This window comes from Alsobacter ponti (assembly GCF_024294805.1).
Lineage (GTDB): Bacteria > Pseudomonadota > Alphaproteobacteria > Rhizobiales > Beijerinckiaceae > Alsobacter > Alsobacter ponti.
Genome location: NZ_JANCLU010000006.1, coordinates 110,916 through 130,380, shown reverse-complemented (window position 1 = coordinate 130,380; position 19,465 = coordinate 110,916). Strand labels below are relative to the sequence as shown.

Below are 19,465 nucleotides of genomic sequence, written 5' to 3'. Positions count from 1 at the left end.
GAACCGGCTTACCTGAGCCATGAGATGGCCCCTGGACGCCCGCCGTTCAAGCGGGCGGCGCGCGCCGGGCGGGAGCCCGGCGCGATTCTTGCAATCAGGCGCTGGAGGCGGCCTCGTTCGCCTTGTCGGAATAGATGTAGAGCGGCCGCGCTTTGCCCTCGATGACCTCGGGGCCGATGACCACCTGCTCGCAGCCTTCCAGGCTCGGCAAGTCGTACATCGTTTCGAGCAGGATGCCCTCCATGATCGACCGCAGGCCGCGCGCGCCCGTCTTGCGCTCGATGGCCTTCTTGGCGATCAGCGACACCGCCTCGTCCGCGAAGGTCAGCTCGACGTCCTCCATCTCGAACAGGCGCTGGTACTGCTTGACCAGGGCGTTCTTCGGCTCGGTGAGGATCTTCTTGAGCGCGGGCTCGTCGAGGTCCTCCAGCGTCGCGATGACCGGGAGCCGGCCGACGAACTCGGGGATCAGGCCGAACTTCAGCAGATCCTCGGGCTCGACCTCGCGGAAGATCGCTCCGGTGCGCCGGTCGTCCGGCGCCTCGACCTTGGCCGCGAAGCCGATCGACGTGCCCTTGCCGCGCGACTGGATGATCCGCTCCAGCCCGGCGAACGCGCCGCCGCAGATGAACAGGATGTTGGTGGTGTCCACCTGCAGGAACTCCTGCTGGGGATGCTTGCGGCCGCCCTGCGGCGGCACGGACGCCACCGTGCCCTCCATGATCTTCAGCAGCGCCTGCTGGACGCCCTCGCCCGACACGTCGCGGGTGATGGAAGGGTTGTCCGACTTGCGCGAGATCTTGTCGATCTCGTCGATGTAGACGATGCCGCGCTGGGCCCGCTCGACATTGTAGTCGGACGCCTGGAGCAGCTTCAGGATGATGTTCTCGACGTCCTCGCCGACATAGCCGGCCTCGGTGAGGGTCGTCGCGTCGGCCATCGTGAAGGGCACGTCCAGGATGCGGGCCAGCGTCTGGGCCAGCAGCGTCTTGCCCGAGCCGGTCGGCCCGACCAGCAGGATGTTGGACTTCGCGAGCTCGACGTCGTTGTGCTTCGTCGCGTGGTTCAACCGCTTGTAATGGTTGTGGACAGCGACCGAGAGCACCTTCTTGGCGTGATCCTGGCCGATGACGTAGTCGTCCAGGACCTTCCGGATCTCCTTGGGCGTCGGAACGCCGTCGCGCGACTTCACCAGCGAGGATTTGTTCTCCTCGCGGATGATGTCCATGCAGAGCTCGACGCACTCATCGCAGATGAAGACCGTAGGACCCGCGATGAGCTTGCGCACTTCGTGCTGGCTCTTGCCGCAGAACGAGCAGTACAGCGTGCTCTTCGAATCACCGCCGCCGACTTTGCTCATGGCAAACCTCCACTCGATCGGAGCGAAACGGGGCCGCCGCTGCTCGTTCGATCACGTTATAGGGCTCGGCCTAAGAAACGGTAGCGTCCCCAGGCCCGAACCGGGAAACTCGATCCCTGTCCGACACCGAAACCATGACGGAATCGAGGCCACGCTTGCGATGCAAACACGGTGCCGGATCGGGATCAATAGGTCCAACCCCGGACAGGAGTGGACTGGCGACAGGAAAACAGGCGTCCGGCCACGCCCGTTCCCTCATTCGAAAACCGGCCGACCAAACCCTCAGACGGGGTCGACCGGGCGCTTCTCCATCACCTGGTCGACGATGCCGAACGCCTTGGCGGTCTCGGCCGTCATGAAGTTGTCGCGCTCCAGCGCGTCCTCGATGGTCTTGTAGTCCTTGCCCGTGTGCTTCTCGTAGATCTCGTTGAGGCGGCGCTTCAGGCTCTCGACCTCGCGGGCGTGGATCAGGATGTCGGTCACCTGCCCCTGGTAGCCGCCCGAGGGCTGGTGGACCATGATGCGGGCGTTGGGCAGCGCGAAGCGCATCCCCGCCTCGCCGGCGGCGAGCAGCAGCGAGCCCATCGACGCGGCCTGGCCGACGCACAGCGTCGACACCGGCGGCCGGATGAACTGCATCGTGTCGTAGATCGCCAGCCCGGAGGTGACGATGCCGCCGGGGGAGTTGATGTAGATGGAGATCTCCTTCTTGGGGTTCTCCGACTCGAGGAACAGCAGCTGGGCCACCACGAGGGAGGCCATGTTGTCCTCGACCGGGCCGGTCAGGAAGATCACGCGTTCGCGCAGAAGCCGGGAATAAATGTCGAAGGCGCGTTCGCCGCGATTCGACTGTTCCACGACCATCGGCACGAGCATGTTGTTATAGACTTCGATCGGATCGCGCATGGTCGTGCCCATCAATAAGGTGAAGCTCAGGGTGCTGCGTCGCAAATCGGCGCGACGCACCCAACATAGTCATGGGAAGTCCCGGCGCAAAGGGTCGCGCGCCGATTGGTGAACACCCACGGGCGGGGCCGCGCCGGCGGCGCGGATCGCGCAAAAAACGAGGGCAGCCACCCGGAGGTCGCTGCCCTTCGACGTCACGAGGCCCGTCGCGGACCTCCAATCACTCGGACGCGGGCGTCTCCGACCCGGCTTCCGGCGCCGCCTTCTTGGCGCGGCTCTTCGGCTTGGCCTTCTTCGGCTCCTCGGCCGAGGCCTCGGCGGCCGGCTTGGATTCGCCGTCGCTCTCGTCGAGCAGCTCTTCCTTCGACACCGTCTTGTCCGTCACCGTGGCCGTCGCGAGGATGTGATCCACCACCTTTTCCTCGAACAGCGGAGCGCGAAGCTCAGCCAGCGCCTGAGGATTCTTGCGGTAGAAGTCCCACACCATCTTTTCCTGGCCGGGGAACTGCCGGGCGCGCTCGACAAGCGCCTGCGTCAGCTCGTCGTCGCTGATCTGCACCTTGGCCTGCTCGCCGATCTCGGCGAGCACGAGGCCGAGGCGGACGCGGCGGGCCGCGATCTTCTCGTACTCGGCGCGGGACTCCTCCTCGGTCGTCCCCTCGTCGGCGAAGCTCTTGCCCGACTGCTGGAGATCCGACTGCACCTGACGCCAGATGTTCTCGAATTCCTGCGTCAGCAGCGAGGGCGGCAGGTCGAACGCGTATTGCTGGTCCAGCGCGTCGAGAAGCTGGCGCTTCAGCTTGCGGCGTCCCACGGCGGCGTATTCGCCCTCGATCGAGCCGCGAATCGCGGCCTTCAGGGCGTCGAGGTTCTCCATGCCGAACTTCGTGGCGAGCTCGTCGTCGATCGTCGACTCGCCCGGGGCCTGGACCTCCTTGACCTTCACCTTGAAGCTGGCGGCCTTGCCGGCCAGGTGGGCCGCGCCGTAGTTCTCCGGGAAGGTGGCCTCGATCGTGCGCTCCTCGCCGGCCTTGGCGCCGACAAGCTGCTGCTCGAAGCCCGGGATGAACGTGCCGGAGCCGATGTCGACGGAGATGTCCGTGCCCGTGCCGCCCTCGAAGGCGACGCCGTCGATGAAGCCCTCGAAATCGATGACCACGCGGTCGCCGTCGGCCGCCGCCGCGTCGTCGCCCTTCGGCGCGAAGCTGCGGTTCTGCTTGGCCATGCGCTCCAGCGCCTCGTCGATCTCCGACTCGGGCACCTCGGCCGTCTCGCGGGTGACGTGCAGGCCGGCGAAGTCGGCGACCTCGAACTTCGGCAGCACCTCGAGCGCCACCTTGTAGGAGAGCTCGCCGCGCGCCTCCATGGCCGCTTCGATCGTCTCCTTGTCCTCGGGGAACTCGACCTGCGGCTCGAGCGCCAGCTTCAGCTCGTTCTCCTCGACGATCTTGCGGTTCGTCTCGTTGACGATGTTCTGCAGCACGTCGGCCATCACCGAGCGGCCGTAGACGCGCCGCAGGTGCTGCACCGGCACCTTGCCGGGGCGGAACCCGTTGATGCGGACCTTGTCCTTGAGGTTCGCGAGTTCGGTCGAAAGCCGCTCTTCGAGATCCTTGGCGGGAAGCACGACCTGGAATTCGCGCTTCAACCCCTCAGACAGTGTTTGCGTGACCTGCATGATCTGACGTGCCTTCGAACAGAAATTCATGGACCGGGGAGGGTCCGCGCCAATGCCGGCGGCGGGCGCTGGTGCGGGCGGAGGGACTCGAACCCCCACGACTTTCGCCACCGGAACCTAAATCCGGCGCGTCTACCAGTTCCGCCACGCCCGCATGGGCAGCCATCCCCGCGCGGGGACCTCCCGCCGGGTGCGGCTCTATAGCACGGAAGTCCGCGCGCGCCAGTGAAAAATACCCGCCCCTCCCCGCCGCCCCCTCGCCTGCCGCGCGCGGCCATGCGAGAAGACGCGTCATCGGCCGGAGCGGCCGCGGGAGTCGCCGATGGGACGCAAGCGCCGGCAGGATGACGGGGCCGCCGCGAGGCCGGATCGACGGGCGCTGCTCGCCGGGTCCGCCGCGGTCGGGCTCGCCGCCGCCCTCCCCAGCGCGCGGGCGCAGAGCGTCGCCCCCAAGGCCACGGCCCAGGCCGGCCCATCGGACGGCGTGCCGACCGTGCATCTCGCCGCGCAGCCCTCGATGATGGCGTTCAGGCCGGGGATGGAAACCGAGATCCTGGCCTTCGGCCGCCGCGCCCCGGGGCCGGAACTGCGCATCACGCGCGGCGAGGCGCTGAAAGCCCGCCTCGTCAACAACACCGGCAAGCCGCTGAGCCTGCACTGGCACGGCGTGCGGATCGACAACGCCTTCGACGGCGTCTCGGGCCTGACGCAGGAGGCGGTCGCCCCCTCGGGGACGCAGGACCTGCGCTTCACGCCGCCGGACGCCGGAACTTTCATCTACCGCCCGATGACGCTGGGCCTCGCCGGCGAGCAGACCGACCACGGGCTGGCCGGCGTGGTCGTCGTCGACGATCCCTCGGCGCCGCCGGTCGATCTCGACACGGTGATCGCGGTCGACGACTGGCGGCTGTCCGACGACGGACGGCAGGAGCCGTTCGGGGAGCCGCGCGAGCGCGCCTTCGCCGGACGCCTCGGAAACCTCGTCACGGTCAACGGCGCGCCGGTCCCCGCCACCGTCAGCGGGCCGCCCGGCGGCCGAATTCGCCTGCGCTTCGCCAGCCTGTGCAACGCAAGGCTGATGCGCATCCGCTTCCAGGGGCCGCGCGCCTATGTCGTCGCCGTGGACGGCCAGCCGACCGACACGTTCGAGCCGCTGCGGTCCACCCTGCCCTTCGCGCCCGGCGCGCGCTACGAGATTATCGTCGAACTCCCGGCCCAGCCCGGCCCTGCCGGCGGCGTGGACGCGCTGATCGGCGACGGCGTGCGGCTCGTCAACCTGGTCGCCGAGGGCCCGCCGGCGCGCAACCGCCGCGCCGCCTTTCCGCCCTTGAGCCCGCTCGCCGAAAACCGGCTGCTGCCGGCGGCGATCCCGCTGCAGAAGGCCCACCGGGCCGACCTGCTGGTCGAGGGCGGCGCCCGCCCCGGCCCGACCGGCCTCGAATATCACGGCGACCCGCAGCGCATCTGGACCGTGAACGGCGTCTCCGGCCCGGTCCTCGGCGAGCGCTTCGGCAAGCCGCTGTTCAGCGTCAAGCGGGGAACGCCGGTGGTAATGACGCTGATCAACCGCACGGCCTTCGCGCAGGTGCTGCACCTGCACGGCCACTGCGCGCGGATCCTGCACCCCTACGACGACGGCTGGGAGCCCTACTGGCTCGACAGCGTCACCGCGCCCGAGGGGCAGACGGTCCGCTTCGCCTTCGTCGCCGACAACAAGGGGCGCTGGCTGGTGGGCTCCGGCATCCTCGAGCGGCTGGATACCGGCCTCAGCGCGTGGTTCGAGGTCACCTAGGGCCGGGACTCATAAGCTCAGGGCGAGAACCTGCCGCGGCAAGCGCCCCGCGCCTCGCCGCAAAGGGCGGACGCAAGTCCGCCCCCGTGCCCGGAGCCCCGGAGCGTCAGCGGAGGGGAATCCGGGGGCCAGCGCATGGATGTGGCCGCGAAGCGGCGCTCATTGGGGAAAACCCATAAGGACGCGCTGACGCGCGACATAGTTCGCTGGGCCCCGGGTCCGGTTCCGCTGACGCTGCACCGGCCCGGGGACGGGCGGCGGCGCCGATTTCGCGAATCCCCCAGTGGGTCCTTCGGCTGAATGCGGACATCACGTCCCCGCTTCGGCGAAATAGGCCTTGAGCACCTTCGGCAGCGCATCCGGCAGGTCGTCTGCGATCAGGCCCGGGCCGACCGCGCATCCGGCCTCGGCGTGGAACCATACGCCCGCGCAGGCGGCCTCGAAGGCCGGTACGGACTGCGCCAGCAGCCCCGCGACGATGCCGGAGAGCACGTCGCCGGAGCCCGCCGTGGCGAGGAACGGCGTGCCGTTGGCGTTGATGGCGGCGCGGCCGTCCGGCGCGGCGATCACCGTGTCAGGGCCTTTCAGGACGACGACCGCGCCGAGGGACGCGGCCGCCGCCCGCGCCCGCTCCAGCTTGGAGCCCGCCGACGCCACCGGCGGCGAGTCCTTGAAGAGCCGGCCGAATTCGCCCTCGTGAGGCGTCAGCACGATGGCCTGGCCCGCGCCGCCGGGCCGCGCCGCCAGCGCCCTGGCCAGCTCGGCCGACGCGCCCTCGAAGCTGGTCAGGGCGTCGGCGTCGAGCACCCCGTGCGCGCCGGATGCCAGCGCCGCCGCGACCAGCTCGCGCGTCCTCTCGCCCACGCCGGCGGCCGGTCCCACGACCCAGGCGTTGCGCCGGCGGTCCGCCAGCAGAGCCGCGAGGCCAGCGGGTCCGTCGCTCCGGCGCAGCATGACCGCGTCCGGCCGGCCGGCGTGCAGCGCCAGCGCGTCGGACGGCGTGGCGATGGTGACGAGCCCCGCGCCGATGCGCAACGCGCCGCGTGCGGCGAGCCGGGCGGCCCCCGCCCCTTCCGCGCCGCCGGACAGCACGAGCGCGTGGCCACGTCCATATTTATGGCCCTCGGGCGCGGGCGCGCGGAACGCGGGCCGCCACAGCCGTGTGCCGTTGGCCCAGCAGGCGGGGCGGATCGTCGCGAGCACCGCGTCGGGAATGCCGATGTCGGCGATCCGCACCGGACCGCAACGAAGCCGGCCCGGCAGGAGCAGGTGCCCCGGCTTGGGCCGGAAGAACGTCACCGTCTCGGCCGCCCGGATCGCCGCGCGGCGCACCGCCCCGGTGTTGCCGTCGACGCCGGACGGCACGTCGACAGCGACCACCGGAACGCCGGACGCGTTGACCCGCTCGACCAGTGCCAGCGCCTCGCCGTCAAGGTCGCGGGCCAATCCCGCGCCGAACAGCGCGTCGACGATCACGTCGCACTCGGCGGGATCGGCGGCCGAGGCGGGCTCGACCGCGCCGCTCCACAGCGCCGCCGCGCCGGCCGCGTCGCCCCTGAGGGCCTCGCGCGCGCCGAGAAGGGCCACGCGGACCCGGAAGCCGCGCCCGGCGAGCACGCGCGCGGCCACGAAGCCGTCGCCGCCATTGTTGCCCGGGCCGCACAGCGCCAGCACGCGCTCGCCCGCCTTGTGACGGCGCGCCACCACGTCCGCCACCGCGCGGCCGGCCTTGTCCATCAGCTCGGATCCCGGCGTTCCCGCCGCGATGGCGAGGCGGTCCGCCTCCCCCATCTGCGCCGTCGACAGTACCTCGTTCATCCGGTCCCCCTCGGTCGCCACGTCCTCGAGCCTTGCACGCCGTCGCTACAGCGCCTTCAGCGTATCCATATGCCGCTTTTTTGTGCAGTCCCTGCCCAGGCGCTGGGCGCGTGTTTCGAAACTCGCGGTCGGGTGCCGCGCGGTTGGGCAATCGCGCGGCCCGCGCGGGCAAAAGTCGGGTTGGCGCGCCTCCGCAGTTGATGCTAATGACGCTCGGTCTTTCCGACACGGCCTCCACCCGGTGAGCGCAGGACACTCGCGCCTATGAAGAAGATCGAAGCGATCATCAAGCCGTTCAAGCTCGACGACGTGAAGGAGGCCCTGCAGGACGTCGGGCTCCAGGGCATCACCGTCACCGAGGCCAAGGGTTTCGGACGCCAGAAGGGCCACACGGAACTGTATCGCGGCGCGGAGTACGTCGTCGACTTCCTTCCCAAGGTGAAGATCGAGATCGTGCTGCCCGACGACATGGTCGACCAGGCCGTCGACGCCATCCGCAAGGCGGCCCAGACCGGGCGGATCGGCGATGGCAAGATTTTTGTATCCCCCGTGGAAGAGGCGATCCGCATCCGGACCGGCGAGACCGGTCTCGACGCGATTTGATGGCCCGCACGTCCCGAGTTCTCCCGCTCGACACACCCCGGTTTCGACACTTCTGACAGAGGATTTCGACTGATGAAGACCGCCAAGGATGTCCTCAAGGCGATCAAGGACAACGACGTCAAGTACGTCGACTTCCGGTTCACCGACCCGCGCGGCAAGTGGCAGCACGTCACGTTCGACGTCTCGATGGTGGACGAGGACATTTTCGCCGAGGGCACGATGTTCGACGGCTCCTCGATCGCCGGCTGGAAGGCGATCAACGAGTCCGACATGACGCTGATGCCGGACCCGACGACGGCCCAGATGGACCCCTTCTTCGCGGCGTCCACCATGTCGATCGTGTGCGACATCCTGGAGCCGACGACGGGCGAGCCCTATCCCCGCGATCCGCGCGGCATCGCCAAGAAGGCCGAGGCCTTCCTGAAGCAGACCGGGATCGGCGACACGGTGTACGTGGGCCCCGAGGCCGAGTTCTTCGTGTTCGACGACGTGCGCTTCACCTCCGACCCGTACAACACCGGCTTCAAGCTCGACTCGATCGAGCTGCCCATCAACGCCGACACGGAGTACGAGGGCGGCAACCTCGGCCACCGCATCGCCATCAAGGGCGGCTACTTCCCGGTTCCGCCGCAGGACAGCGCGCAGGACATGCGCGGCGAGATGCTGGCCGCGATGGCGGCGATGGGCGTCAAGGTCGAGAAGCACCACCACGAGGTGGCTTCCGCCCAGCATGAGCTGGGCATGAAGTTCGACACGCTGACGCACATGGCCGACCAGATGCAGATCTACAAATACTGCATCCACAACGTCGCCCAGAGCTACGGCAAGACGGCCACGTTCATGCCGAAGCCGATCTTCGGCGACAACGGCTCGGGCATGCATGTCCACCAGTCGATCTGGAAGGGCGGCAAGCCGACCTTCGCGGGCAACAAGTACGCCGACCTCTCGCAGGAGTGCCTGTGGTACATCGGCGGCGTCATCAAGCACGCCAAGGCGCTGAACGCCTTCACCAACCCGTCGACGAACTCCTACAAGCGTCTCGTCCCGGGCTACGAGGCCCCCGTGCTGCTCGCCTACTCGGCGCGCAACCGCTCGGCGTCCTGCCGCATCCCGTACACGACCTCGCCGAAGGCCAAGCGCGTCGAGGTGCGCTTCCCCGACCCGATGGCGAACCCCTACCTCGCCTTCGCGGCCCTGCTGATGGCCGGCCTCGACGGCATCCAGAACAAGATCGATCCCGGCCCGGCGATGGACAAGGACCTCTACGACCTGCCGCCGCGCGAGCTGAAGAAGATCCCGACGGTGTGCGGCTCGCTGCGCGAGGCCCTCGCCAACCTCGACAAGGACCGCAACTTCCTGAAGGCCGGCGGCGTGTTCAACGACGACTTCATCGACAGCTACATCGAGCTGAAGATGCAGGACGTCATGAAGTTCGAGATGACGCCGCACCCGATCGAGTTCACGATGTACTATTCCTACTGAGCCGCCGCGCTCAGCCGGATGGAAGGGCCGCCCTCGGGCGGCCCTTTTTCGTTGGGAGCGGGCGGCGAACCCGCCCGGGTTTGTGTTTCGCCGGCCGCCGCGATACGGCAGGGGCATGACCGACCAGGCCGACACGAAGCCGCGCCGCCGACGCGCCACGTCCGGCGATCCAGCCCACGCGCTGCTCGCCGACGCGCTGCGCGGCCTGACGCCGCGGGCGGGCAGCTTCATCGTGACCATCTACGGCGACGTGGTGGAGCCGCGCGGCGGGCGGCTGTGGATCGGCAACATCATCGAGACCTGCGCCAGCGTGGGCATCAGCGAGACGCTGGTGCGCACCGCCGTGTCGCGGCTGGTGGCCGCCGGCCAGCTCGCCGGAGACCGCGAGGGGCGGCGCAGCTACTACCGCCTCACGGACGAGGCGAAGCGTCAGTTCCTCGCCGCCGCGCGCGTGCTGTTCGAGCCGCCGGACGAGGACGGCTGGCGCTTCGTCTGGCTGCCCGATCCGGCCGAGGAGAGCCTGGCGGCGCTGGAGCGGGCCGGCTTCGCGCGCCTCGCGCCGGGATGGCTGGTGGGGCCGACGCGCGAACGAGCCGGCGCGATCGCCGACGCCCAGGGCGTCGTGTTCGAGGCGGCGGCGGGGGCGGACGCTTCGGCGCTGCGCGCCTTCGCCCGCCAGACCTGGGACCTCGCCCCGCACGCCGCCGCCTACGCGGAGTTCGTGACGCGGTTCGCGCCGGTCGCCGCCGCCCTCGCCTCCGGGCTGCGCGTCGCCCCGGCGCAGGCGCTGCTGCTGCGGCTGCTGCTCGTCCACCAGTTCCGCCACGAGGCGCTGCGCGACCCGCGCCTGCCGGCCGACGCCCTGCCGGAGGACTGGCCGGGCCGCGACGCGCGCCTCCTCTTCGCCCGGCTCTACGCCGACCTCTCGCCGGGCGCGGACCGGCACGTCGCCGAGGCCTTCGTCTCCGCCGATGGGCCGCTGCCCGAATCGACGCCGACCACCGCGCGCCGCCTCGACGGGCTGGCGCGAACCGCGGGGCGTGCGCGCCGTTGAAGAAAGGCGCATGATCGTCGGCGATCGACGTCACGCGAAACATCACACGATCCCGCGAAATAGGGGTTGATCTGTGATGTTCGAGTCGCTATAAAATGACCGACCGGTCGATCAATGGTTCCTGGCAAGCGAGCCGGATCGACACACCGGGGAGGATCGGAAATGGGCGAGGCATTCATCTGCGACGCGGTCCGGACGCCGATCGGCCGCTATGGCGGCGCGCTCGCCTCCATCCGCGCCGACGACCTCGCGGCCCTGCCCCTCACAGCGCTCATGGAGCGCAACCCCTCCGTCGACTGGAGCCAGGTCGACGACCTCATCTACGGCTGCGCCAACCAGGCGGGCGAGGACAACCGCAATGTCGGCCGCATGGCCGTGCTGCTGTCCGGCCTGCCCATCGGCGTGCCCGGCACCACCGTCAACCGGCTGTGCGGCTCCGGCATGGACGCCGTCGGCATGGCGGCCCGCGCCATCAAGGCCGGCGACTGCGAGATGGTGATCGCCGGCGGCGTCGAGAGCATGACCCGCGCCCCCTTCGTCATGCCCAAGGCCGACACCGCCTTCTCCCGCGCCAACGCGGTCTACGACACCACCATCGGCTGGCGCTTCCCGAACCCGCGCATCAAGGCGAAGTACGGCACGCACTCGATGCCCGAGACCGCCGACAACGTCGCGGAGGCCTACGGCGTCAACCGCGCCGACCAGGACGCCTTCGCCGCGCGCAGCCAGGCCCGCTGGGCGGCGGCGCAGGAGGCCGGCGTGTTCGCCGCCGAGATCGCGCCGGTCCGCATCCCGCAGAAGAAGGGCGACCCGGTCGTCATCGACCGCGACGAGCATCCCCGCCCCGGCACGACGGTCGAGCAGCTCGCCAGGCTGAAGGGCGTCAACGGCCCCGAGCTGACCGTCACCGCCGGCAACGCCTCCGGCGTCAACGACGGCGCGGCCGCGCTGGTGCTCGCCTCCGAGGCGATGGCGAGGGCGCAGGGCCTCACGCCGAAGGCTCGCGTCATCGCCATGGCGGCGGCCGGCGTCGAGCCCCGCGTCATGGGCGTCGGCCCCGCGCCTGCCGTCCGCCGCGTGCTGGCCAAGGCCGGCATGACGCTGGACCAGATGGACGTCATCGAGCTGAACGAGGCGTTCGCCGCGCAGGCGCTCGCCGTGCTGCGCGATCTCGGCCTGCCCGACGACGCCGCGCACGTGAACCCCAATGGCGGCGCCATCGCGCTCGGTCACCCGCTCGGCATGAGCGGCGCGCGGCTGGTGACGACCGCCATGTACGAACTGCATCGCCGGGGTGGCCGATACGCGCTGTGCACCATGTGCATCGGCGTCGGCCAGGGCATCGCCATGATTATCGAACGCGTCTGACGGGAGGAGGTCTGCCATGTACGCCCAGATGGTGAAGACGGACAGCGACCGGGTGAAGAGCCTGGCTGAGATGAACCCGCAGGAGCGCGACTTCCAGGAGCGCGTCGACCGCGGCGAGAAGATCGAGCCGAAGGAGTGGATGCCCGAGGCCTACCGCAAGACGCTGATCCGGCAGATCGGCCAGCACGCGCATTCCGAGATCGTCGGGCAGCTGCCCGAGGGCAACTGGATCACCCGCGCCCCGACGCTGGAGCGCAAGGCCATCCTGCTCGCCAAGGTGCAGGACGAGGCCGGCCACGGCCTCTATCTCTACTGCGCCGCCGAGACGCTGGGCGTCAGCCGCGACGAGCTGCTGGCCCTGCTGCACTCGGGCAAGATGAAGTACTCCTCCATCTTCAACTACCCGACGCTGAACTGGGCCGATATCGGCGCGGTGGGCTGGCTCGTCGACGGCGCCGCCATCATGAACCAGGTGCAGCTGCAGAAGACCTCCTACGGCCCTTACAGCCGGGCAATGGTCCGCATCTGCAAGGAGGAGAGCTTCCACCAGCGCCAGGGCTACGACATCATGATGAAGATGGCCTTCGGCACGCCCGCCCAGAAGGCCATGGCCCAGGACGCGCTGAACCGCTTCTGGTACCCGGCGCTGATGATGTTCGGCCCGTCGGACAAGGACTCGGTCCATTCCGCCCAGTCGATGGCGTGGAAGATCAAGATCAACACCAACGACGAGCTGCGCCAGAAATTCGTCGACCAGACCGTGCCGCAGGCCAGGTATCTCGGCCTGACGATCCCCGACCCGGACCTCAAGTGGAACGAGGAAAAGGCCGGCCACGACTTCACCGAGCCGGACTGGTCCGAGTTCTTCGACGTCATCGCCGGCAACGGGCCGTGCAACCGCGAGCGGATGAACGCCCGCGTCAAGGCGTGGGAGGACGGCGCGTGGTTCCGCGACGGCCTCGTCGCCCATGCCGAGAAGGTCGCCGACCGCCGCGCCGCCGCCCGCGTCGCCGCCGAGTGAGCCAATCCGGCGGCCCCCCGCCGCCGCTTCCCCAACACCACCGGGAGCGTCACAAATGTCCAGCGAATGGCCCCTTTGGGAAGTCTTCATCCGCGGCCAGCACGGCCTCAACCATCGCCACGTCGGCAGCCTGCACGCGCCCGACGCGGAGCTGGCGATCAAGCACGCCCGCGACGTCTACACGCGCCGCAACGAGGGCGTGAGCATCTGGGTCGTCAAGTCGAACGACATCTCGGCGTCGAGCCCGTCCGACAAGGGCCCGCTGTTCGAGCCGTCGAACTCGAAGGTCTACCGTCACCCGACCTTCTTCGAGATCCCTGAAGAAGTGGGGCACATGTGATGGCCGCGCTCGCCGACACCGCTGCCGGCAGGGCCGCCCTGCTCGAATTCCTGCTGCGCACCGGGGACAACACGCTGATCCTCGGCCACCGCGTCTCCGAGTGGTGCGGGCATTCGCCCGTGCTTGAGGAGGACATCGCGCTCGCCAATACCGCGCTGGACCTGATCGGCCAGACGCAGCTCTGGCTCGGGCTCGCCGGCGAGGTGGAGGGCCAGGGCCGCACCGCCGACAACCTGGCCTATCTGCGCGACGCCGCCGAGTTCCGCAACGTGCTGCTGGTGGAGCGCCCGAACGGCGACTTCGGCCAAACGCTGATGCGCCAGTTCCTGTTCGACGCCTGGCACTTCGAACTGCTCAAGGCGCTGCAGGGCTCCACCGACCCGCGCGTCGCCGAGATCGCCGCCAAGGCGATCAAGGAAGTGTCCTACCACCTGGAGCGCTCGGCCGACCTCGTGGTCCGGCTCGGCGACGGCACGGCCGAGAGCCATCGCCGCATGCAGAACGCGCTGGACGAGCTGTGGTCGTACACGGGCGAGCTGTTCGTGGGCGACGACGCCGACGAGGCCCTGGCCGACGCCGGCGTGGCGCCGAGCCCGGCGAGCCTGAAGCCCGCGTGGGACGCGGCCGTGGCCCGCGTGCTCGGCGAAGCGACGCTGGCGATCCCCAGCTCGGGCTACGTCCACAAGGGCGGCAAGCGCGGCGTCCACACCGAGCACCTCGGCTACATCCTCGCCGAGATGCAGTTCCTGCAGCGCGCCTATCCCGGCGCGACCTGGTAGGAGCGGCGGCGATGGGCGCGCTCACCCTGCCGTCGACCGACGAGGTCTGGGGCTGGCTCTCCAAGGTGCCGGACCCCGAGATCCCGGTGATCTCGCTGACGGATCTCGGCATCGTGCGCGACGTCGCGTGGGAGGGAGACACGCTCGTCGTCACCGTGACGCCCACCTATTCGGGCTGCCCCGCGACGACGGTGATCAACCTCGACATCGAGCAGGCGCTGCGCGACCACGGGATCGAGAAGCTGCGCCTCGAGCGCCGGCTGTCGCCGCCCTGGACCACCGACTGGATCAGCCCGGAAGGCCGCGACAAGCTGCGCGCCTACGGCATCGCCCCGCCGATCGACGGCACCGCCGCCGATGGCCGCCTGATGGCCCGCGTCAACAGCCTCGTCGGCGGGTCGAACCTGACAATCCCCTGCCCGCGCTGCGGGTCCTCCGACACGGAGAAGATCAGCCAGTTCGGGTCGACGCCATGCAAGGCGAGCTATCGCTGCAAGGCCTGCCTCGAGCCCTTCGACTATTTCAAATGCATCTGACGATGCGGGAGTGACGGCACATGGCACGTTTTCATCCCCTCGAAGTCACCGAAGTGCGCCGGGAGACGCGCGACGCCGTCGTCGTCACGCTGAAGCCCACGTCTGACGACGGCGCCCTGTTCGACTTCATCCAGGGTCAGTACCTCACGTTCCGCAAGATGTTCGACGGAGTGGAATTGCGCCGCTCCTACTCGATCTGCGCCGGCAAGGATGACGGCGTGCTGCGCGTCGGCATCAAGCGCGTCGACGGCGGCGCGTTCTCGACCTGGGCGAACGAGAACCTGAAGCCCGGCGAGGTTCTCGAGGCCATGCCGCCGATGGGCTCGTTCCACACGCCCATCGAGGCCGACGCGGCGCGGCACTATCTGGCCTTCGCCGGCGGCAGCGGCATCACCCCGGTGCTGTCGATCATCAAGACCATGCTGGCGCGCGAGCCGAAGTCCCGCTTCACGCTGGTCTACGCCAATCGCCAGATCTCCTCGATCATGTTCCGCGAGGAGCTGGAGGACGCCAAGAACACCTATCTCGGCCGCCTCTCGGTGCTGCACGTGCTGGAGAGCGAGGCGCAGGAGATCGACCTGTTCACCGGCCGGGTCGACGCCGCCAAGTGCGCCGAGCTGTTCCGCAACTGGATCGACATTTCCTCGGTCGACACCGCCTTCATCTGCGGCCCGGAGCCGATGATGCTGGCCATCGCGGCCGCCCTGCGCGAGCACGGCCTGGACGACAGCCGCATCAAGTTCGAGCTGTTCGCCTCCGGCCAGCCGGGCCGGGCCAAGGCCCGCCCCGCCAGCGCCAACGCCGCCGACGCCGGCGCGAACTGCGAGGCGACCGTGACGCTGGACGGCGCGACGCGCAGCTTCGCCATGCCCAAGAACGGGCAGAGCCTGCTGGAAGCGGCGCTCGCCGCCCATCTCGACGCGCCCTACGCCTGCAAGGCGGGCGTTTGCTCCACCTGCCGCGCCAAGGTGCTGGAGGGCGAGGTGGAGATGGTCACCAACCACGCCCTGGAGGACTACGAGGTGCGCCAGGGCTACGTGCTCACCTGCCAGTGCTACCCGCTGACCGACAAGGTCGTCGTCAGCTACGACCAGTAAGAGGAGCGGGAGGACGCCATGTCCGAGACGATGAACATCGACGATTACCTGGCCCAGGGCGGCGTGCTCTCCTCGCCCGCCAATGCGCCGGCGCGCTATCGCGGCGAGCTGCTGCGGCTGATGGCCACCTTCGTGGACAGCGAGCTGGCCGGCTCGGCCGGCTTCGCCGACACGATCAACGACGCGCCCGGCATCAAGGAGCGGATCGCCGCCGCGCGCATCGTGCTGGAAAAGACCGACCACGCCGAGCGCGTGCTGGCGGTGATGGAGAGCTTCGGCGCGGACAAGGCCCGCTACGCGGTCCACCACCCGTGGGCCGCCCGCATGGCGCGCGACGCCGACATCGGCGCCACCCGCCACGGCGGCGACATGCGGCTCTCCGTGTTCCACTACCCGCTGCAGGGCTGGATCGACGCGGTGACCATGAACGTCCTGATGGGCGAGGCCGTCGGCGTGCAGCTGCGCGAGCTGTCGCGCGTCTCCTACGCTCCGCTCGCCGAGGTGTTCCGCGCCATCGCCCCGCGCGAGGCGCGCCACACCGAGCTGGGCCTGGAAGGCCTGGGGCGGATCGCCGCGAGCGAGGAAGGCCGCGCCAAGGCCCGCGAGGCGGTGGCGTTCTGGCGGCCGCGCGTGGCCGCGAGCTTCGGCGTGGCCGGATCGCAGCGCTTCGACACGCTCAAGCGCTTCGGCCTGCGCCACCGCACCAACGAGGAGCTGCTGGCCGAGTGGACGGGGATCGTCGACGCCCGGCTGGCCGCGCTCGCCCTGAACTGAAAGGACGTCCCCCGATGACCATCGCCGCCACCGCTCCCCGCCGCCTGGAAAGCTATGTGTGCGGGCAGTGGGTGCGGGGCGCCCGCGAGGGCGCGCCGCTGCTCGACGCCGCCACCGGCGCGCCGGTCGCCTTCATCGACTCGTCGGGCCTCGACTTCAAGGCCATGCTCGCGCATGGCCGCGACAAGGGCGGCCCCGCGCTGCGGGCGATGACGTTCCACGAGCGCGCGGCCATGCTGAAGGCGCTGGGCCAGGCCCTGATGGAGCGTAAGGAGGAGTTCTACGCCCTGTCGCTCGCCACCGGCGCGACGCGCAGCGACAGCTGGATCGACATCGAGGGCGGCATCGGCACGCTGCTCTCCTACGCCTCCAAGGGTCGTCGCGAGCTGCCCAATACGCGCGTGCTCGTCGACGGCGACGTCGAGGGCCTGTCGCGCGACGGGACCTTCTCGGCGCAGCACATCCTCACTCCGCTGCACGGCGTCGCGATCCACATCAACGCCTTCAACTTCCCCTGCTGGGGCATGCTGGAGAAGATCGCTCCCACCCTGCTGGCGGGCGTGCCCGCCGTGGTGAAGCCGGCGAGCCAGACCGCCTATCTCACGGAGCTGATGGTTCGCCGCATCGTCGAGACCGGGCTGCTGCCCGAGGGCGCGCTGCAGCTCGTCTGCGGCTCGGCCGGCGACATGCTCGACTACGTGACCGGCCAGGACGCGGTGACCTTCACGGGCTCGGCGGCGACCGGACGCAAGCTGCGCACCCACAAGGCGGTCGTCGAGAACTCCGTGCGATTCACCATGGAGGCGGACAGCCTCAACGCCGCCATCCTCGGCGAGGACGCCGCGCCCGGCACCGAGGAGTTCGACCTCTTCGTCCGCGAAGTGACCCGCGAAATGACCGCCAAGGCGGGCCAGAAATGCACCGCCATCCGGCGCGTGCTGGTTCCGCGCGCGGCGTGCGAGGCCGCGATCGCGGCCATCGGCGAGCGCCTGCGCAAGACGACGCTGGGCAACCCGGCCGACGAGGGCGTCCGCATGGGCCCGCTGGCGAGCCTGGCGCAGCGCGAGGAGGTGCGCGAGCGCATCCGCGAGCTGTCCGCCGAGGCCCGCATCGTGGCGGGCGACCCCGACACGGTGACGGTCGTCTCCGGCGACGCCGAGAAGGGCGCGTTCCTCAACCCGGTGCTGCTCTACTGCGACAGCCCCCGCTCCGCCAACGCCGTCCACGACTGCGAGGCCTTCGGTCCGGTGAGCACGGTGATGCCCTATGACGGGGCCGACGAGGCGGTGGAGCTCGCCCGGCGCGGGCGCGGCTCGCTGGTCGCCTCGCTGTTCACCAACGACCCCGACGTCGCGCGCGACATCGTGCTCGGCATAGCCCCCTTCCACGGCCGCGTGCTGATCGGCAACCGGACGAGCGCCAAGAGCTCGACGGGGCACGGCTCCCCCCTCCCCGGCCTCGTCCACGGCGGCCCCGGCCGCGCCGGCGGCGGCGAGGAGCTGGGCGGCATGCGCGGCGTGAAGCACTACATGCAGCGCACCGCCGTGCAGGGCGCGCCGGCGCTGCTCTCGGCCGTCACCGGCCGCTGGATGGAGGGCGCCCCGGCGCGCGCCGACGGCGTCCACCCGTTCCGCAAGTCGCTGGCCGAGCTGCGCGTCGGCGACCAGCTCGTCACCGCCACGCGCACCGTGACGCTGGAGGACATCGAGCACTTCGCCCGGTTCACCGGCGACACGTTCTACGCCCACATGGACGAGGCGGCGGCCAAGGCCAACCCGTTTTTCGACGGGCGGGTGGCGCACGGCTACCTGATCGTCTCCTTCGCCGCCGGCCTGTTCGTGGACCCGGCCCCGGGGCCGGTGCTCGCCAACTACGGCGTCGACAATCTGCGCTTCCTGACGCCGGTCTATCCCGGCGACACGCTGGGCGTGCGGCTCACCTGCAAGGAGATCAACCCGCGCGGGACGGCCGAGCACGGCGAGGTGCGCTGGGACTGCCAGGTGACGAACCAGAAGGAGCAGGTCGTCGCGCAGTACGACGTCCTGACGATGGTCGCCAAGACCTGGCCTTAAGCTTCCTGGCCGTGAGGTGCTTGGCGGAATCGGGGTCTGAAGCCGGCGTGAAGAGCCTGGCCGAAAGGGGCCGGGCGGCCGGCGCGGGCCGCCGCCGGCCGCGGGGCGTTACTTGACCGCCTTGATGCCCTCGAGGATCAGCGTCGTCGCGACGTCGGCGTAGTCCTCGCGGGTGATCGCGCCGCCGTCGCGGAACCAGAGATAGACCCAGTTCAGCATGCCGAACAGCGACATCGTGACCGGCATCAGCAAAGGGCGCTTCTTCGAGTCGAGCTGCGGATTAATGTCCCTTAATACCGCTGAAAACCGCCCGACGATTCGCTTTTCGATCGCACGTATTTCGGATTTCTGAACGTCGTTGAGCGCGCTGGTGCCGTTGAGCTGGACCTTGTGCTGATCGTCCGCGCCCCGGTAGTTGTCCAGGACCGCCCAGATCAGCTTGCGCAACCGCGCCTTGGGCTCGGCCGCCTCGTCGTCGGCCGCCTCCACCGCGGCGTCGAGGTCCGCGAGGTGGGAGTGGATGATGCCGAAGATGAGCGCGTCCTTGCTGGGATAATAGTGATACAGCAAGGCCTTGGACACATTCGCCTGCTGCGCGACCTGCGACATCGAGGCCTTGTCCATGCCCTGCTCCGCGAACACCGCCGCCGCGCTGGTCAGGATCGCGCGCTGCTTCTCCTCGAAATCGATGGCCCGGGTTCGTGCCATGTGCCGTCCTAGCCTTGCTGTCGTGTCGAAAGGGAGAATGATCGAGGGAGGGCTCGCGGTCCTCCCGCCATAGCCGG

Annotated in this window: 17 protein-coding genes and 1 tRNA gene; 12 read left to right on the top strand and 6 right to left on the bottom strand. The window is 69.7% G+C overall.

Features of this window, described 5'->3' with window-relative positions:
• Positions 1-94 precede the first annotated feature (94 nt).
• The 4 genes from clpX to NK718_RS08225 all read right to left on the bottom strand — a co-directional run bounded on the left by clpX (position 95) and on the right by NK718_RS08225 (position 4,098).
• Positions 95-1,360 carry an ATP-dependent Clp protease ATP-binding subunit ClpX gene (gene clpX, locus NK718_RS08240; protein ID WP_254740500.1) on the bottom strand — a complete coding sequence of 422 codons (1,266 nt, stop codon included), beginning with the start codon at positions 1,358-1,360 and terminating at the stop codon, positions 95-97.
• A gap of 282 nt (positions 1,361-1,642) precedes the next feature.
• Positions 1,643-2,266 (bottom strand): ATP-dependent Clp protease proteolytic subunit, encoded by a 624-nt coding sequence (locus NK718_RS08235; RefSeq protein ID WP_254740497.1) that lies wholly within the window; start codon positions 2,264-2,266, stop codon positions 1,643-1,645.
• A gap of 220 nt (positions 2,267-2,486) precedes the next feature.
• Entirely contained in the window at positions 2,487-3,944 is a 1,458-nt protein-coding gene (gene tig, locus NK718_RS08230; RefSeq protein ID WP_254740495.1) for a trigger factor, read from the bottom strand.
• A 69-nt stretch (positions 3,945-4,013) separates the two neighbouring features.
• Positions 4,014-4,098 (bottom strand) — tRNA-Leu (locus NK718_RS08225).
• A 168-nt stretch (positions 4,099-4,266) separates the two neighbouring features.
• On the opposite strand from NK718_RS08225, the gene NK718_RS08220 reads away from it, so the two are divergent.
• Positions 4,267-5,736, top strand: coding sequence for a multicopper oxidase family protein (locus tag NK718_RS08220; RefSeq protein ID WP_254740493.1), 1,470 nt, complete (start codon positions 4,267-4,269; stop codon positions 5,734-5,736).
• Positions 5,737-6,045: 309 nt separating this feature from the next.
• On the opposite strand, the gene NK718_RS08215 is transcribed toward NK718_RS08220, so the two are convergent.
• A complete protein-coding gene (locus NK718_RS08215) occupies positions 6,046-7,554 on the bottom strand; it encodes an NAD(P)H-hydrate dehydratase (RefSeq protein WP_254740491.1) in 1,509 nt (502 codons plus the stop codon).
• A 264-nt stretch (positions 7,555-7,818) separates the two neighbouring features.
• Here NK718_RS08215 and NK718_RS08210 point away from each other — a divergent pair, with 264 nt between their 5' ends.
• From NK718_RS08210 to paaZ, 11 genes are all read left to right on the top strand, one after another.
• On the top strand, positions 7,819-8,157 hold the full coding sequence (locus NK718_RS08210) for a P-II family nitrogen regulator (RefSeq protein WP_254740489.1): 339 nt from the start codon (positions 7,819-7,821) through the stop codon (positions 8,155-8,157).
• A 72-nt stretch (positions 8,158-8,229) separates the two neighbouring features.
• Positions 8,230-9,639, top strand: a complete 1,410-nt coding sequence (gene glnA, locus NK718_RS08205; RefSeq protein ID WP_254740487.1) for a type I glutamate--ammonia ligase — start codon at positions 8,230-8,232, stop codon at positions 9,637-9,639.
• Positions 9,640-9,754: 115 nt separating this feature from the next.
• Positions 9,755-10,693 (top strand): phenylacetic acid degradation operon negative regulatory protein PaaX, encoded by a 939-nt coding sequence (paaX, locus tag NK718_RS08200; RefSeq protein WP_254740485.1) that lies wholly within the window; start codon positions 9,755-9,757, stop codon positions 10,691-10,693.
• Between the two features lie 162 nt (positions 10,694-10,855).
• A complete protein-coding gene (pcaF, locus tag NK718_RS08195; RefSeq protein WP_254740483.1) occupies positions 10,856-12,061 on the top strand; it encodes a 3-oxoadipyl-CoA thiolase in 1,206 nt (401 codons plus the stop codon).
• Between the two features lie 16 nt (positions 12,062-12,077).
• Positions 12,078-13,082 (top strand): 1,2-phenylacetyl-CoA epoxidase subunit PaaA, encoded by a 1,005-nt coding sequence (gene paaA / locus NK718_RS08190; RefSeq protein WP_254740481.1) that lies wholly within the window; start codon positions 12,078-12,080, stop codon positions 13,080-13,082.
• A gap of 55 nt (positions 13,083-13,137) precedes the next feature.
• Positions 13,138-13,422: a 1,2-phenylacetyl-CoA epoxidase subunit PaaB gene (gene paaB, locus NK718_RS08185; protein WP_254740479.1), complete on the top strand. Its 285-nt coding sequence runs from the start codon at positions 13,138-13,140 to the stop codon at positions 13,420-13,422.
• Complete coding sequence (gene paaC, locus NK718_RS08180) at positions 13,422-14,201, top strand: 1,2-phenylacetyl-CoA epoxidase subunit PaaC (protein WP_254740477.1); 780 nt, start codon at positions 13,422-13,424, stop codon at positions 14,199-14,201. The genes paaB and paaC overlap by 1 nt, the downstream gene beginning before the upstream one ends.
• 11 nt (positions 14,202-14,212) lie before the next feature.
• On the top strand, positions 14,213-14,737 hold the full coding sequence (paaD, locus tag NK718_RS08175; RefSeq protein WP_254740475.1) for a 1,2-phenylacetyl-CoA epoxidase subunit PaaD: 525 nt from the start codon (positions 14,213-14,215) through the stop codon (positions 14,735-14,737).
• Positions 14,738-14,757: 20 nt separating this feature from the next.
• On the top strand, positions 14,758-15,834 hold the full coding sequence (paaE, locus tag NK718_RS08170) for a 1,2-phenylacetyl-CoA epoxidase subunit PaaE (protein WP_254740473.1): 1,077 nt from the start codon (positions 14,758-14,760) through the stop codon (positions 15,832-15,834).
• Positions 15,835-15,852: 18 nt separating this feature from the next.
• Complete coding sequence (locus NK718_RS08165) at positions 15,853-16,608, top strand: Phenylacetic acid catabolic protein (RefSeq protein ID WP_254740471.1); 756 nt, start codon at positions 15,853-15,855, stop codon at positions 16,606-16,608.
• 14 nt (positions 16,609-16,622) lie between these two features.
• Positions 16,623-18,680: a phenylacetic acid degradation bifunctional protein PaaZ gene (gene paaZ, locus NK718_RS08160; protein ID WP_254740469.1), complete on the top strand. Its 2,058-nt coding sequence runs from the start codon at positions 16,623-16,625 to the stop codon at positions 18,678-18,680.
• A gap of 108 nt (positions 18,681-18,788) precedes the next feature.
• Here paaZ and NK718_RS08155 read toward each other — a convergent pair whose 3' ends face one another.
• Positions 18,789-19,388 (bottom strand): TetR/AcrR family transcriptional regulator, encoded by a 600-nt coding sequence (locus NK718_RS08155; protein WP_254740467.1) that lies wholly within the window; start codon positions 19,386-19,388, stop codon positions 18,789-18,791.
• Between the last annotated feature and the right edge of the window lie 77 nt (positions 19,389-19,465).